This window comes from Streptococcus mitis, from assembly GCF_005144795.1.
Classification (GTDB): Bacteria; Bacillota; Bacilli; order Lactobacillales; family Streptococcaceae; genus Streptococcus; species Streptococcus mitis_BB.
Genome location: NZ_SWFJ01000006.1, coordinates 23,560 through 38,308 on the forward strand (window position 1 = coordinate 23,560; position 14,749 = coordinate 38,308).

15 protein-coding genes and 1 riboswitch are annotated in these 14,749 nt (G+C 42.1%); of the genes, 2 read left to right on the forward strand and 13 right to left on the reverse strand.

What is annotated here, in order from left to right:
• Window positions 1-245: 245 nt before the first annotated feature.
• Complete coding sequence (locus tag FBF73_RS05070) at window positions 246-1,586, forward strand: sodium-dependent transporter (protein ID WP_124787758.1); 1,341 nt, start codon at window positions 246-248, stop codon at window positions 1,584-1,586.
• Between the two features lie 42 nt (window positions 1,587-1,628).
• Here FBF73_RS05070 and manA read toward each other — a convergent pair whose 3' ends face one another.
• The 6 genes from manA to FBF73_RS05100 form a co-directional block, all read right to left on the reverse strand.
• The gene (gene manA / locus FBF73_RS05075) at window positions 1,629-2,573 is read right to left on the reverse strand and encodes a mannose-6-phosphate isomerase, class I (protein WP_124787759.1); all 945 of its coding nucleotides are present in this window, start codon (window positions 2,571-2,573) and stop codon (window positions 1,629-1,631) included.
• Window positions 2,574-2,735: 162 nt separating this feature from the next.
• Entirely contained in the window at window positions 2,736-3,083 is a 348-nt protein-coding gene (locus FBF73_RS05080; protein ID WP_124787760.1) for a VOC family protein, read from the reverse strand.
• A 58-nt stretch (window positions 3,084-3,141) separates the two neighbouring features.
• Window positions 3,142-4,917, reverse strand: a complete 1,776-nt coding sequence (spxB, locus tag FBF73_RS05085) for a pyruvate oxidase (RefSeq protein WP_000191823.1) — start codon at window positions 4,915-4,917, stop codon at window positions 3,142-3,144.
• Window positions 4,918-5,129: 212 nt separating this feature from the next.
• Window positions 5,130-7,373: a heavy metal translocating P-type ATPase gene (locus FBF73_RS05090; RefSeq protein ID WP_084886859.1), complete on the reverse strand. Its 2,244-nt coding sequence runs from the start codon at window positions 7,371-7,373 to the stop codon at window positions 5,130-5,132.
• 9 nt (window positions 7,374-7,382) lie between these two features.
• Window positions 7,383-7,754: a cupredoxin domain-containing protein gene (locus tag FBF73_RS05095; protein ID WP_000935077.1), complete on the reverse strand. Its 372-nt coding sequence runs from the start codon at window positions 7,752-7,754 to the stop codon at window positions 7,383-7,385.
• A gap of 10 nt (window positions 7,755-7,764) precedes the next feature.
• On the reverse strand, window positions 7,765-8,160 hold the full coding sequence (locus tag FBF73_RS05100; RefSeq protein ID WP_049511579.1) for a CopY/TcrY family copper transport repressor: 396 nt from the start codon (window positions 8,158-8,160) through the stop codon (window positions 7,765-7,767).
• 183 nt (window positions 8,161-8,343) lie between these two features.
• Window positions 8,344-8,441, forward strand: a riboswitch (TPP riboswitch).
• A gap of 83 nt (window positions 8,442-8,524) precedes the next feature.
• Here FBF73_RS05100 and thiD point away from each other — a divergent pair.
• Entirely contained in the window at window positions 8,525-9,316 is a 792-nt protein-coding gene (gene thiD, locus FBF73_RS05105) for a bifunctional hydroxymethylpyrimidine kinase/phosphomethylpyrimidine kinase (RefSeq protein WP_136937160.1), read from the forward strand.
• Window positions 9,317-9,475: 159 nt separating this feature from the next.
• Here the strand turns inward: thiD and thiE are convergent, their stop codons facing one another.
• Genes thiE through FBF73_RS05140 form a run of 7 tightly spaced genes read right to left on the reverse strand, consistent with a single transcriptional unit; the run spans window position 9,476 to window position 14,734 of the window.
• Window positions 9,476-10,108: a thiamine phosphate synthase gene (gene thiE / locus FBF73_RS05110; protein ID WP_136937161.1), complete on the reverse strand. Its 633-nt coding sequence runs from the start codon at window positions 10,106-10,108 to the stop codon at window positions 9,476-9,478.
• Entirely contained in the window at window positions 10,101-10,904 is an 804-nt protein-coding gene (locus tag FBF73_RS05115; RefSeq protein ID WP_136937162.1) for a hydroxyethylthiazole kinase, read from the reverse strand. The genes thiE and FBF73_RS05115 overlap by 8 nt, the downstream gene beginning before the upstream one ends.
• Window positions 10,904-11,428, reverse strand: coding sequence for an energy coupling factor transporter S component ThiW (gene thiW, locus FBF73_RS05120; RefSeq protein ID WP_001225552.1), 525 nt, complete (start codon window positions 11,426-11,428; stop codon window positions 10,904-10,906). Before thiW ends, FBF73_RS05115 begins: the two co-directional genes overlap by 1 nt.
• A 4-nt stretch (window positions 11,429-11,432) precedes the next feature.
• Window positions 11,433-12,125 carry a thiaminase II gene (gene tenA / locus FBF73_RS05125; protein ID WP_000397203.1) on the reverse strand — a complete coding sequence of 231 codons (693 nt, stop codon included), beginning with the start codon at window positions 12,123-12,125 and terminating at the stop codon, window positions 11,433-11,435.
• 10 nt (window positions 12,126-12,135) lie between these two features.
• A complete protein-coding gene (locus FBF73_RS05130; protein ID WP_000241384.1) occupies window positions 12,136-12,786 on the reverse strand; it encodes an energy-coupling factor transporter transmembrane component T in 651 nt (216 codons plus the stop codon).
• A gap of 1 nt (window position 12,787) precedes the next feature.
• Window positions 12,788-14,173: an ATP-binding cassette domain-containing protein gene (locus FBF73_RS05135; protein WP_000522084.1), complete on the reverse strand. Its 1,386-nt coding sequence runs from the start codon at window positions 14,171-14,173 to the stop codon at window positions 12,788-12,790.
• Window positions 14,174-14,734, reverse strand: coding sequence for an ECF transporter S component (locus FBF73_RS05140; protein ID WP_000915275.1), 561 nt, complete (start codon window positions 14,732-14,734; stop codon window positions 14,174-14,176).
• Window positions 14,735-14,749 lie beyond the last annotated feature (15 nt).

Genomic DNA, 14,749 nt, shown 5'->3' on the forward strand with positions numbered 1-14,749 from the left:
TTTTCTCCTTACATTGATAGTATAACCCCTCCCCTTGGGTCAGAGTCAAGCGTTTTTGTGAATTTTTTTAAATTTTTTGAGAAAGGTGTGAAAACTTGAAAATGGTTTTCTTGACAGACCTTAGAAAACATGATAGGATAGTCAAGTCTATCAATCAAAAGAAACGCTCACTTTGAGTACTGATGAGGCTATTTGCCAAGGGCAGTAGCTTTTTCTTTTGTAACACTAATTTTAGGAGTTTAACTATGTCTGAAAAATCGCAATGGGGTTCTAAACTGGGATTTATCCTAGCATCTGCTGGTTCAGCCATCGGACTTGGTGCCGTTTGGAAATTCCCCTACATGACTGCTGCTAATGGCGGTGGAGGCTTTTTACTGGTCTTTCTCATTTCCACTATTCTAATCGGTTTCCCTCTTTTGCTAGCTGAATTTGCCCTTGGCCGAAGTGCTGGTGTCTCTGGGATTAAAACCTTTGGAAAACTAGGCAAGAATAGCAAATACAACTTTATCGGTTGGATTGGTGCCTTTGCCCTTTTTATCCTCTTATCATTCTACAGTGTTATTGGAGGATGGATTCTGGTTTATCTGGGTATTGAGTTTGGAAAATTGTTCCAACTTGGTGAAACGAGTGATTACGCTCAGTTGTTTACTTCAATCATTTCCAATCCAGTCATTGCCCTAGGAGCTCAAGCAGCCTTTATCCTGTTGAATATCTTTATTGTATCACGTGGTGTTCAGAAAGGGATTGAAAGAGCATCTAAGGTTATGATGCCCCTACTCTTTATCATCTTTGTCGTCATCATCGGGCGCTCTCTCAGTTTGCCAAATGCCATGGAAGGCGTTCTCTACTTCCTCAAACCAGACTTTTCAAAACTGACCAGTGCTGGCCTCCTCTATGCTCTGGGACAATCTTTCTTTGCCCTCTCACTAGGGGTTACAGCCATGCTGACCTATGCTTCTTATTTGGATAAGAAAACCAATCTAGTCCAGTCAGGAATTTCTATCGTAGCAATGAACATCTCGGTGTCCATCATGGCAGGTCTCGCCATTTTCCCAGCCATGTCAGCCTTCAATATCCAGTCTGAAGGGGGACCAAGCTTGCTATTTATCGTCTTACCTCAACTCTTTGACAAGATGCCTTTGGGAACCATTTTCTACATCCTCTTCCTCTTGCTCTTCCTCTTTGCGACAGTCACTTCTTCTGTCGTTATGTTGGAAATCAATGTAGGCAATATCACCAATCAGGACAACAGCAAACGTACTAAGTGGAGTACTATTTTAGGAATCTTGACCTTTGTTTTTGGTATTCCTTCAGCCCTTTCTTACGGTGTCATGGCAGATATTCACATTTTCGGTAAAACCTTCTTTGACGCTATGGACTTCTTGGTTTCCAATCTTCTCATGCCATTTGGAGCCCTCTGCCTTTCACTTTTTACAGGCTACATCTTCAAAAAGGCTCTTGCTATGGAGGAACTCCATCTCGATGAAAGAGCATGGAAACAGGGACTGTTCCAAGTCTGGCTCTTCCTTCTTCGCTTTATTATTCCAATCATCATCATCGTGGTCTTTATCGCCCAATTTATGTAATCAAAAAGGACTTGAGTAGTGAACTCAGGCCCTTTCTTTTTTTTATGGATGGCTAGCAATCAATTCCAAACCTTGCCCTTCCAGAGTCCAAGTTTCAACATCACTTGGTAGGATAAAGTGGCTACCTTTTTGGATTGGATAGTTTTTTCCGTCAACAGTCAGTTGACCTTGACCAGCCAAGACACTGAATAAGCTGTAGTCAGCTGTCTTTTCGAAGTCAACTTTTCCAGTAATTTCCCACTTGTAAACTGCAAAGAAATCATTGGATACAAGGAGAGTTGAACGCAAATCATCTGCTTTGACAGTTACAGGACGGCTATTTGCTGGCTCACCAATGTTTAATACATCAATGGATTTTTCAAGGTGAAGTTCACGCAAGTTCCCCTTGTCGTCCTTACGGTCAAAGTCATAGACACGATAGGTGGTATCGCTAGACTGCTGGGTTTCAAGGATTAAGATACCTGCCCCGATAGCGTGCATGGTGCCACTTGGTACATAGAAGAAATCTCCAGCCTTAACTGGTACTTTTGTCAACAAAGTATCCCAATTCTTGTCCTCAATTTGCTGGCGGAGTTCTTCTTTTGACTTGGCATTGTGACCGTAGATAATCTCTGAACCTTCATCCGCAGCGATGATGTACCAGCATTCTGTTTTTCCAAGTTCGCCTTCATGCTCGAGTCCGTAAGCATCGTCTGGGTGAACTTGGACGCTGAGCCAGTCGTTGGCATCCAGAATCTTAGTCAAAAGCGGAAATACAGGCTCAGGACGATTGCCAAACAATTCACGGTGCTCCGCATACAAAGTAGCTAGATCTGTTCCCTCGTAACGACCATTTGCCACCTTTGAAACTCCATTTGGATGAGCTGAGATGGCCCAGTATTCCCCTATTTTTTCACTTGGGATGTCGTAGCCAAACTCATCACGTAGCTTGGTTCCACCCCAGATTTTTTCTTGCATAACTGATTGTAAAAATAATGGTTCTGACATCTTAATCTCCTGTCTGATTTTTCTCCCCTCATTATAGCAAAAAAAGAATTCGAATTGAACTCTTTTTAACATCTTATAAAGTAGGGAGAAAATTTTATAAAAATAGTGAATAAATCCCTTCTTATGCTATAAGTTTTATTGGCGATCAAACTCTACTATGTCCTATTTCATACGATAAAAATCAAGCACTAGACCAGCAGGACCTTTAACTAATAAGGACTCTGTTCCCCAATCCGTTTCACAAGGGACGTGTAAAATCTCGACACCGATCTCTTTTAATCGTTGGTAGTTCTGGTCTACATCCTCAACCTCGATATGAAGAATGATTCCTGACTGAAAATATTCCAAAGGAACCAAATGATTTTGGGACAACATCAGACAGTGACTGCCAATCGTAAACTGAGCAAAACTGTCATCAACATAATCGGACTTTTTATCCAAAATACGCTCCAAGTCAGCACAGGCTTTGGGAACATCTGAAACGATAATATCTAATTGATTTAAATTCATTTACTATCCTCCATAAAAAGACCGGATTACTCCGATCTTTTTAAGTTCCACGAAGGAATTATTTAATTGCGCGTGATTGCAAACCTTCTTCTTCCAAGAAGAGACGGAATGGTACGAGTTCTTCTGCTTCGTATTTTTCCTTGAAGGCTTTGATTGCTTCTTCTGAGTGAAGTTTTGGATCCAATTCAAGTACTTCTACTGGAAGTGGACGGTGTGGAGTGATGCGAGCATCGATAACAACAGTTTTACCTTCTTTGTTCAATTTAACAGCTTCTGCAACAACTGCATCGATATCTTCGATACGGTTTACTGTAAATCCAACAGCTCCTTGAGCTTCAGCAATTTTAGCGTAGTCAGCGTTTGTGAAGTCACAACCAAACAAGTGTTTGTTTGTGTCTTCGTATTTGTCCTTGATGAAGGCATATTTATCATTTGAGAAGACAACGTTGATAACTGGAAGGTCGTATTGAACGTTTGTGATAACGTCTGGGTAGCACATGTTAAATGCTCCATCACCCATGATGTTCCATACTTGGCGATCTGGATTGTCTTTCTTAGCAGCGATACCACCAGGAAGGGCAATACCCATTGTCGCAAAGAGTGGAGATGTGCGCCACATGTTCTTAGGTGTCATGTGAAGGTGACGAGTAGATGTTTGAGTAGTGTCACCTACGTCGATTGAGTAGATAGCGTCTTGATCAGCATGTTTGTTGATTGCATTGTAAACTTGGTACAATTGCAATTCACCCTCAGTTTTACCTTCGAGTTTGTTCATGTAATCACGCCAGTTTTGGTTGTTCTTAACGTTTGCACGCCACCATGGAGTTGATTCAACTGGGTTTACTTTATCAAGGATAGCTTTAGCTGCTTGACCTGCGTCACCAAGGATTGAAGCGTCAAGGGCATGACGTTTACCAAGTTTGTAAGGGTCAATATCCACTTGGATGAATTTTTCAGTATTCTTGAATGCTTCGTAAACTTCAGCAAATGGGAAGTTTGAACCAAGGAAAAGAACTGTGTCTGCTTCAAAGACCACTTCGTTGGCTGGTTTCCAACCAACACGGTAAGCAGAACCTGTCAAACCTTCATAGTTCCATTCGAAAGCTTCAAAGTTTTTACCAGTTGTGATGATTGGTGCTTTGATTTTACGTGACAATTCAGTGATCACTTCACCAGCTTTCACACCACCGTAACCAGCGTAAATAACTGGACGTTCAGCATTGTTCAAGATTTCAACAGCTTTGTTGATTTCAACTTCGTTCAAAGCAGGAGCGATGAATGAACGTTCGTATGAACCTGAACCGTAGTATGAATTTTCGTCGATTTCTTGGAAACCGAAGTTTACTGGGATTTCAACAACAGCTGGACCTTTTTTAGAAACTGCAGCACGGCAAGCTTCGTCAATAACTTTTGGCAATTGCTCAGCGTAAGCTACACGTTTGTTGTATACAGCGATACCGTTGTACATTGGGTTTTGGTTCAATTCTTGGAAAGCATCCATGTTCAATTCGTTAACTGGACGTGATCCAAGGATTGCTAGGAATGGAGTGTTATCCATAGCTGCATCGTAAACACCGTTAATCAAGTGAGTCGCACCTGGACCACCTGAACCAACTGCAACCCCGATTGAGCCGCCGAATTTAGCTTGCATAACCGCTGCAAGAGCACCTGTTTCTTCGTGGCGAACTTGCAAGAAACGGATATCTTTGTCTTCAGCCAAAGCGTCCATCAATGAGCTGAGTGTTCCTGATGGGATACCGTAGATTGTGTCTACGCCCCATGTTTTCAATACATTAAGCATTGCTGCAGATGCAGTAATTTTCCCTTGAGTCATAATGATAACTCTCCTTCAAATATTTTTAAATTTACTAAGAAACATTCATATAAATTATGAAAACGCTTTTAGTAAATTTATTACAATTCTAATTTACCACATTTAATTTTAGTTTACTAAGAATCTGCTCAGAAGTTTTTATTCTCTATTACAGTACAGTTTGAAAACGTTTTTAAATTCTGTTTTATAATAAAAAGCGAGTAAGCCCACTTTTAGTCGATTTTACTAAAGTTTAGTAAGAGTGAACTAGTCAGAACAGATACAGAACTAAAGGCCATGGCTAGACCAGCTAGTTCTGGATTGAGGGCCAGTCCAACACCAGAAAAGACTCCTGCTGCAATCGGAATTCCGGCGACATTGTAGATAAAGGCCCAGAAAAGATTGAGCAGAATTCGATTAAAGGTTTTCTTACTCATGTCAAAAGCACGAACCACTCCTAGGAGGTTATTAGTTGTCAACACCAAATCTGCTGACTCGATGGCAATATCTGTTCCAGCTCCCATAGCAATCCCCACATCTGCTACACTAAGGGCAGGAGCGTCATTGATACCATCCCCAACAAAGGCTACTTTGCCAGACGCTTGTAGTTTATGGATTTCATGAGCTTTTTCCTCTGGCAAGACACCTGCAATGACCTCTTCGATTCCGATCTGATCGGCAATGGCACGCGCCACACCAGCATTGTCTCCTGTCAGCATGACTGTTTTAAGACCTCGTTTTTTCAACTGACTGATGGCAAGCTTAGCATTTTCCTTAGGAATATCTTGCAGAGCAAGCAAGCCTTTGATTTCATTCTCAACAGCCAAGAACACAACTGTCTTAGCTTCTTTTTCCAGTTGTTCTAGTTTTTCCTGATAAGTGCTAGAAATATCCATGCCATCCAGCATTTTAGCATTTCCAAGCAAAACTTGTTTTCCATTGATTTGCCCTGAAACACCTTTTCCGTGCAAGGCTTGGAAATTTTCCACAGTGTGAAGCTCAAGTCCAGTTTCAGTCGCTCGCTTAACAATAGCCTCAGCCAATGGGTGTTGAGAAGCTTCTTCCAAGGAAGCTGCCAATCCAAGCACTTCTACTTCGTCGCCGATGATATCTGTGACCACAGGTTTCCCTTCCGTCAAAGTTCCTGTCTTATCAAAAACAATAGTTTGGACTTTCTGGATTTCCTGTAGAACCGTTCCATTTTTGAGGAGAACTCCCATCTTGGCACTGCGACCTGTCCCCACCATAAGGGCTGTCGGTGTTGCAAGTCCCAATGCACAAGGGCAGGCAATAATCAGAACTGCTACTCCATAGAGAAGCGAAGACACAAAGCTCGCTCCAAGCACAACTACACTATCCCTGAGCAAGACGAACCAAACCCAAAAGGTCACAATCCCTAAAATGACAACTGCTGGAACAAAAATCCCTGAAATTTTATCCGTCAAGTCCTGAATCGGCGCACGACTTGTCTGAGCTTTCTTCACAAAATCCACAATCTGAGCCAAAACAGTCTCTGAACCAACTTTTTCTGCTCTAAAAACAAGTGTTCCACTATTATTGATGGTTGAACCAATGACGGTATCTCCAACTGTCTTGTCCACAGGCAGACTCTCACCTGTCACCATAGACTCATCAATACTAGAGATACCTTCTACTACGACACCATCAACCGCAATCTTTTCACCGGGACGCACTCGAATCAGGTCACCTACCTTGACTTGCTCCAAAGGGACTTGAACATAGTTATCCTCACGCAAGACTTCTGCAGTTTTAGCCTGCAAGTCAAGTAATTTCTCCACAGCTTGGGAAGTATTTTTCCGCATTTTCTCCTCAAAAACGGCTCCCATAAGAACGAAGAAGAAGATAAATGCAGCACTTTCAAAGTAAACGGGGAGACCAGCGAAGAGGGCAACTAAGCTATAGAAATAGGCCACTAGGGTTCCCAGAGCAACCAAGGTATCCATGTTGGCATTGTGCTTTTTAAAACTAGCCCAAGCACTTTGGATATAAGGACCACCTGCTACTAGCATAATCGGTGTTGTGGCTAAAAAGGTGCCCCAACGCATGACTTGGTGACTAATTCCTCCTGTCGACATCCCAATCATGAGGATCACAAGAGGCACAGTAAAGATACTAGTAATCCAAAAACGCTGTAAAAGTGATAGAGATTTTCGAGTCTTCTCAACGACTGTATAGCTTCCCTTTTGCATCTTCATGCCACAAGAAAATTCATGTTGGCCTAATTCTTGAGGTGTAAAACGAATGACTTTCTCCTCGTCTACGCCGATTGGTTCCAAGATGCCTTCTTCTTCAAACAGAATTTCCTTATAACAGTTTGAAGGTGTCACACGGTGAAAGGTGATCTCAGCAGGAACTCCTTTTTGCAGTTGAATGTGGGCTGGATGGTAGCCTTTGTCTGCCGTGATACGGATTTTTTGAACACCATTTTCAAGACTTGCTTTTACAATTTCAGTCATATCATTCTCCTATTCTACAATCATCTTGCCGTGCATCATATTCATGCCACAAGAGAAACCATACTCTCCAGCCTGCTCAGGCGTGATTTCCACTACATACTCTTCACCCATTGGCAGGTCCGCATGTACACCAAAATCTGGAAAAACAATTTGGTCCAGACAGGGTGAAGGATCCTTACGGTCAAAGACAATGCGGGCTGGCACTGATTTCTTGAGGATAATCAACTCAGGCGTATAGCCCCCCATGACTTCCACTCGAATCTCTTGGTAGCCGTTTTTTTGCTGGGCTTTTTGTCCAGATTTTTCAGGCTTTTTGAAAAACCAAAACAAGATAAACGCGATAAGGGCAATACAAACAATGGTTACAATACTATTTAACATGACGTCTCCTTTACATACAATTACATCTTACTTCTGTTACAGCACTTGATTTCTTCTTAGAAATCACAGCTTCTAAGTCTTCCAAGTCAGCCAGAGTAAAATCACATTCAGCAATCAAATCAGCTAACAAGTTCTTAATCCTACGAGAACAAACCTTGTCCTTGATATCTTGGACAAGTAAATCCCGACTTTGGTCTAAAGTTAAAAGAGCTGAATAGACAAAGGACTTGCCTTCTTTTTTCCGAGTCAAGCACTCTTTCTCAACCAAACGAGCCAAAAGAGTTTGAATGGTCGACTTGGACCAGTCGAACCGCTCCGCCAGAACCCTGATCAAATCCGTACTTGTCTGCTCTCCTTGCATCCAAATAATCTTCATGACCTGCCATTCTGCATCTGAAATCTGCATCATCACACCTCCTAAATCTACATTTGTCAATTACAATTATCAGTATACTCTCAAAATCTACATTTGTCAACTATGAAATTAATCTTTTCTTTGAAAATTTGAATTTTAACCATTTGATAAAGGATTTTCAGTCAAATCTTACTATATAAACTATAAAAATATGCTATACTAAAGAAAAAAGAAAACAACCACTAGGGGTGCGTAAAGCTGAGATTAACAACTGTTAGACCCTTTGACTCAATCTAGGTAATGCTAGCTGATGGAAGTGGAAATGATAATGGGGACTAGCAGTCTTCTATTGCCTTCCTGAAACGGACTAGCTTGTTCTTAAGAATACAAACTTCAGTTGGTTGGGAGGTTTTAGATGACTTATTTACCCGTTGCTTTGACCATTGCAGGGACTGACCCTAGTGGTGGTGCTGGCATTATGGCTGATTTAAAGTCGTTCCAAGCTAGAGATGTCTATGGAATGGCCGTTGTGACCAGTCTTGTCGCTCAAAATACCAGAGGCGTTCAATTAATCGAGCACGTTTCTCCTCAAATGTTGAAAGCCCAATTGGAGAGTGTCTTTTCGGATATCAAGCCTCAGGCTGTAAAAACTGGGATGTTGGCAACTACCGAAATTATGGAAATCATCCAACCCTATCTTAAAAAGTTGGACTGTCCCTATGTTCTTGACCCTGTTATGGTCGCAACAAGCGGTGACACCCTGATTGATACCAGTGCCAGAACTTACCTAAAAACAAACCTACTTCCCCTTGCAACCATTATCACTCCGAATCTTCCTGAGGCAGAAGAGATTGTTGGTTTTTCAATCCATGATCCTGAAGACATGCAGCGTGCCGGTCGCCTGATTTTAAAAGAATTTGGTCCTCAATCTGTAGTCATTAAAGGTGGCCATCTCGAAGGTGGTGCCAAGGATTTCCTCTTTACCAAGGATGAACAATTTGTCTGGGAAAGCCCACGAATTCAAACCTGTCACACTCATGGTACTGGATGTACCTTTGCTGCAGTGATTACTGCTGAACTAGCCAAGGGCAAAAGTCTTTACCATGCAGTTGATAAGGCCAAGGCCTTTATCACGAAAGCCATCCAAGACGCCCCTCAACTCGGTCATGGTTCTGGCCCAGTTAACCATACAAGCTTTAAAGATTAAAAAAACTCTCTAGTTCCTACTTTAAGGGAATTAGAGAGTTTTTATACTCTTCGAAAATCTCTTCAAACGACGTCAGCTTTATCTGCAACCTCAAAGCTGTGCTTTGAGCAACCTGCGACTAGCTTCCTAGTTTGCTCTTTGATTTTCATTGAGTATTAATTAGAAAATAATGCCATCCAACTTTGTCAAAAAGGCTTGCGTTTTTGTCTCTATATCTTCTGCCTGCATCAAATCACGCACTACAGCTACACCAGCTATGCCAGTGTCAACAAGCTGGTCAATATTCTCTGACGTCAAGCCTCCAATAGCAACTACTGGAATGGCGACCCTTTGGCAAATTGTCCTCAAGGTTGAAATCAGGGTGATAGGCGCATTTTCCTTGGTCGTAGTCGGGAAAATGGCTCCTGTCCCCAAGTAATCCGCACCTCCTTCTTCTGCCTCGAGGGCTCTTTTTACAGTTTTAGCTGTGACACCGAGGATTTTGTCAGGGCCCAAGACTTTGCGGGCAACCGAAACTGGTAGTTCATCGTCTCCGATATGCAGACCAGCAGCATCAACTGCGAGACAGACATCCAAGCGATCATCGATTATCAAGGGTACCTGATAGGCATCTGTTATTTCCTTGACTTGTTTGGCTAGTTGATAGTATTGATTGGTTGTGAGATTTTTTTCTCGTAATTGGACTATGGTAACACCTGAACGGCAAGCCGTCTCAATCTTTTCAAGAAAACTTTCCAAGGAATCTTGGTAGCGATTGGTTACCAGATACAGTCTAAGTGCTTCTCTATTCATAAACATCTCCTTTTATGGCTTCTAGCCAATTTTCATCTCTTTTGAGGAGCGAAAGCTGATTGAGTACTTGGTAACGAAAATCTTCCAATCCCATCCCTTGAACAACTATTCTCTCAGCAGAGATATTGAGATAAGAGACTGCTAAGCAGGAAGCTTCAAATCCAGTCTTTCCTTGGCTGAGAAAAACAGCTGTTAAAGCTCCAACCAAGTCTCCTGTCCCTGTTATCCAGTCTAATTCTGCACAGCCATTTCCCAGTACAGCGACCTGATTCTTCGAAACGATGAGGTCCTTGGGGCCAGTAACTAAGAATGACATACCAGGATAAAGCTGACACCAGTCTTTCAAGACTTGAAGTAAATCCTCAGTTTCTTGGTCTTTAGCACTCGCATCGACCCCAACGCCGTGGTATTTTAAGCCAACAAGACTTCGGATTTCCGACATGTTTCCTTTAAGGACCGTAGGTCTATAGTCTAAAAGGTCTTTAACTAAGCTCTTACGAATGGATGAAGCTGTTACGCCAACCGCATCTACTACCATTGGAAGACAAACTTGATCTGCATAAGAAGCTGCCATACGGATTGCTTTTTCCTTCTCAGCTGACAAATGCCCCAAATTGATGAAGAGTGCCTGGCTTTGCTTAGTAAAATCAAGAACCTCACGGGGATCATCTGCCATAACTGGTTTACATCCCAGAGCCAAAATCCCATTTGCTAGCATCTCACAAGAAATCTCATTGGTAATACAGTGAATGAGGGAAGTCGTTGCCAGAGGAAAAGGATTTGTAAATGCCTGCATCAGTCTATCCTTTCATCAAAGAAATATCCCTGAACTTTTTTAAAGAATTCCTGCTTGATTAAAAATCGAAAGGCAATAAAGGAAATCGCTGTACCAATCAAGGTTGCACCGAAAAATCGAGGAGTGTAGATAAACCAACTAAGCTTAGCGGCCGATCCTGTAAAGAGTACCATAACAGGATAGGAAACAATAGAACCAATAATACCTGTTCCCAAAATTTCTCCCAAAGCAGAAAAGTAAAATTTTCTACCATACTTATAAAAGAGACCTGCTAGAAGGGCTCCAAAAGTCGCTCCTGTGAGAGCTAAAGGCGGAATCCCTTGAGTCGTCATACGGATAAAGGCTGTCACTGTAGCCATAGCCAAGGCATAAACAGGTCCCATCATGATTCCAGCTAGAATATTGACTACACTGGACATCGGTGCCATTCCCTCAATCCGAAAGATAGGCGTAAGGACTACATCAAGGGCAATCATCATGGATAAAATGGTTAATTTGTGAACTTGTAATTGGTGCTTTCTCATGTTTCTATTCTTCTCCTGTTTCTAAAGACTGTAAATCGCTCTTCCATGTCTGGTGTTGGTAGGCCATTTCCCAAAACTTAGCTTCCATATGAACACTGATGTGGAAGGCATCTAGCATTTTTTTCTTGTCTGTCTCGTCACTTTCTCGATAGAGTTGATTGACCAGAGCCTCTTCCTCTCTGATCTGCTGCTCCAATTCATCCGTAATATACGTTTCAATCCATTGTTGATAGAGAGGATTTGGTGATGGTTTAAGATTAAGTGATTTGCCTATATCATGATATAGCCAAGGACAAGGCAGCAAGCTTGCAAAGGCAATACCCAAGTTTGGCTCTGCAAATTGCCGATAAATGTGAGAGATATAATGATAGCAGGTTGGAGCGATTGGATGCTCATCCATTTCCTGATCGCTGATTTCCAATTCCTTGAAAAATTGTTGGCGGATAAATAACTCACCTTCCACTAGACTCTGAGCATTTTGTTTCAAGAGTCTTTTCATCTCTTGATTTGAAGTCTTATCAGCCAAGAGGTGATAGGCTTCTGAGAAGGCCTTCAAATAGTAGGCATCCTGAATCAAGTAATAGCGAAAGATGGACAGGTCTAAATTTCCCTCTTGCAACTGTAAAACAAAGGGGTGATGAAAGGAAGTCTGCCAAGCTTCCTTGGATAATTCCATCGCAATATCTGTAAATTCCATAATAACTCCTTTATAAAAATAGACTGGTTTGAAGCAATAAAAAGAAAAGCAGGTAGATGAATAGTGTCCTTTGAGGAATATAAAAAGTCCGATAGCGATTCTCCGCCTGTGCATGTTCGTCATATCCATGCGCCGATAGGGCTCTCAGGTAAAGATGGCGCCACCTAAAGACTGTCATCAGAACCTTGCTGTAAATCAAGGGCGACCAAAAATGTAGTTCTTGACCGCGTAATAAGCAAGCTTCCTTGAGGGACTTGATTTCTTGCTGGATAAGGGGGAAGGAATTGAATACCACAATCAAGGCATAGGCCCAAGAGCGTGATAACCCCTTTTGAGCCAAGTACAAGAGAAGCTCTTTTAGGGAAATAGAGGAAACAAAGACAAGACCAATACAAACGGTCACAAAGGCCCTCGTTCCAAGCATGACTGCCTGCGAAGCATCCCCATGTAACTGAACTGCCCAGTAGTTGGCCAAGGATGGCAAAATGGCGAGCAGAATCATCCAAGCCAATACTTTAAATCGCCGGTAATAGAGCATAAAGAGAATGCAAAATGCGACTACCGAGAGATTAAGAGCAATCGAAGGAATGAAAGATGTTTCCAAGGATAAAATCAGCAAGAAGAGACTGATAATCGGTGTCTGGGTTGCTACTTTGACCATACTATCTCACCTCCCCTTGAGTATTGCTACTCTGAGATGTGAGTGGTTTGGTAATTGTCACTTTTTTCACATGACTGAGACCCTGACTAGTCATCTCAATCCAATAATCAACCACAGAGATCAAGGGATCTAAACGATGGCTAATGATCAGAAAACTTCTTCCCTGATTTCTCTCCTCCACAATCCACTTGCAAAAATAATGGCAGGCTCTATCATCCAAACCTGCAAAAGGTTCATCTAGCAAAATCACAGACGCCTTGCTGGTCAAGATGGTCAAGAGCTGAAGAATCTTTTGCTGGCCACCACTTAATTGATAGGGACTCTTATCAAATGCCTGCTCCAGATCAAAATATTGTAAAGCTTGGAGAATCCGCTGATTTCTTTCAGAGTCTGGACTATCTAATTGCAGTTCCTCTCGCAGACTGACTCTGATAAACTGCTTCTCAGCTTCCTGAACAACACCCGTCAGGTCACGATACAAACTCTTTTTCTTTTTCAGGACTGTCCCCTTCCAGGTAATGCGCCCCTTATACTTTTGAAATTGAAGAATAGATCGAAAGAGGGTTGATTTCCCGACACCATTATCACCCAAGATACAGGAAATCCCTTGGTAAAATGTGAAATCCGCAATTGAAAAGAGGGGATGCTTATCCAGCTCACAAGTTGTTCGATCCATATGGAATAGTTCTGGGCTAGAAGCAATCTCCTTTGAAACAGCCTGTGTCATTTCAGAGGCAGGGATTTGATTTATTTTCGTTAGTTGTCCGTCTCTTAGCTCCACCATATGGTCGATATAGGCTTCATAGTCAGATAAATCATGGTCGCACAAAATAACTGTCTTCCCATTAGAGGCCAACTCTTTTAGAATCTCCAATATCTCTATCCTACTCTTGCGGTCAATGGAAGCGAAGGGCTCATCCAAGAGATAGACCCTAGGATTCATAGCAAAGAGAACAGCCAAAGCAGCCTTTTGCTTTTCCCCACCTGATAAGTGATGGATGGGACGGTGCAAGATCTTCTCGCAGCGACATTGTCGAACCACATCTGCTATTTTAGAATCAATTTCCTGAACGGGATGCCCAATATTTTCCAAGGTAAAAATCAGCTCCTCAAACAAGTTCTCCATGGTAAATTGATGATTGGGATTTTGAAAGAGAATACCAACCGTCTGGACACGTTCGATGATAGAAAGCTGACTGACCTCGCTCCCATTTATCAGGACTTGACCGCTATAGGGAAGAGAACTGACTTGGGCAATCATTTGAAAGAGGCTGGATTTTCCTGAACCACTGCTCCCAACTAACAAGGTAAAGGCTTGCGCATGAAAAGTAAAATCAAGCGGCTCAGGGAAGATTGGTGACTGAATCGCTCGTAGTTCCAGCCCCATCTATGCCTTGCCTCCAGCTGCAAACTGATGATAGAGTTTGACAATGGCACGAACCAAGATGGTACAGAAGAAAAAGACGGAAATAAAACGTACTACAAGCAAGGAAAGGACAAAAGGAAGGGAGAAGGCATAGTAACCTAACTTAATGTATTCATAGACAAAGCTAACAAGCGTAATCCCAATACTATTGGCAGTTAGAGAGAGCCAACTTTCATAGCGATTCTTGGTTACGATAAAACCAAGTTCACTTCCCAAACCTTGAACCAAGCCAGACAAAAGGGCACCTAGACCGAATTGGCTACCATAAAGGACTTCAGCAAGTGCAGCTAGCACTTCTCCAATCGTTGCACTTCCGACTCTTGGAACAAAGATTGCAGCAATAGGCGCAGCCATACACCAGAGACCAAAGAGGATTTCATTGGCAAAGGCCTGCAAGCCAAGAGGTGCTAAAATCAGGGTGAGGATATCAAACAGATAACCTGAACCCACAAAAACGCCACCAAAAAAGATAGACAAGAAAGCAAGTAAGATAACATCTTTTAACTGCCATTTTTTCAACATAAAAAACTCCTTTTT

Coding starts and splice junctions, on each gene's coding strand:
- FBF73_RS05070 (WP_124787758.1), top strand. CDS start 246: ATGTCTGAAAAATCGCAATGGGGTTCTAAACTGGGATTTATCCTAGCA.
- manA (WP_124787759.1), bottom strand. CDS start 2,573: ATGTCAGAACCATTATTTTTACAATCAGTTATGCAAGAAAAAATCTGG.
- FBF73_RS05080 (WP_124787760.1), bottom strand. CDS start 3,083: ATGAATTTAAATCAATTAGATATTATCGTTTCAGATGTTCCCAAAGCC.
- spxB (WP_000191823.1), bottom strand. CDS start 4,917: ATGACTCAAGGGAAAATTACTGCATCTGCAGCAATGCTTAATGTATTG.
- FBF73_RS05090 (WP_084886859.1), bottom strand. CDS start 7,373: ATGACTGAAATTGTAAAAGCAAGTCTTGAAAATGGTGTTCAAAAAATC.
- FBF73_RS05095 (WP_000935077.1), bottom strand. CDS start 7,754: ATGTTAAATAGTATTGTAACCATTGTTTGTATTGCCCTTATCGCGTTT.
- FBF73_RS05100 (WP_049511579.1), bottom strand. CDS start 8,160: ATGCAGATTTCAGATGCAGAATGGCAGGTCATGAAGATTATTTGGATG.
- thiD (WP_136937160.1), top strand. CDS start 8,525: ATGACTTATTTACCCGTTGCTTTGACCATTGCAGGGACTGACCCTAGT.
- thiE (WP_136937161.1), bottom strand. CDS start 10,108: ATGAATAGAGAAGCACTTAGACTGTATCTGGTAACCAATCGCTACCAA.
- FBF73_RS05115 (WP_136937162.1), bottom strand. CDS start 10,904: ATGCAGGCATTTACAAATCCTTTTCCTCTGGCAACGACTTCCCTCATT.
- thiW (WP_001225552.1), bottom strand. CDS start 11,428: ATGAGAAAGCACCAATTACAAGTTCACAAATTAACCATTTTATCCATG.
- tenA (WP_000397203.1), bottom strand. CDS start 12,125: ATGGAATTTACAGATATTGCGATGGAATTATCCAAGGAAGCTTGGCAG.
- FBF73_RS05130 (WP_000241384.1), bottom strand. CDS start 12,786: ATGGTCAAAGTAGCAACCCAGACACCGATTATCAGTCTCTTCTTGCTG.
- FBF73_RS05135 (WP_000522084.1), bottom strand. CDS start 14,173: ATGGGGCTGGAACTACGAGCGATTCAGTCACCAATCTTCCCTGAGCCG.
- FBF73_RS05140 (WP_000915275.1), bottom strand. CDS start 14,734: ATGTTGAAAAAATGGCAGTTAAAAGATGTTATCTTACTTGCTTTCTTG.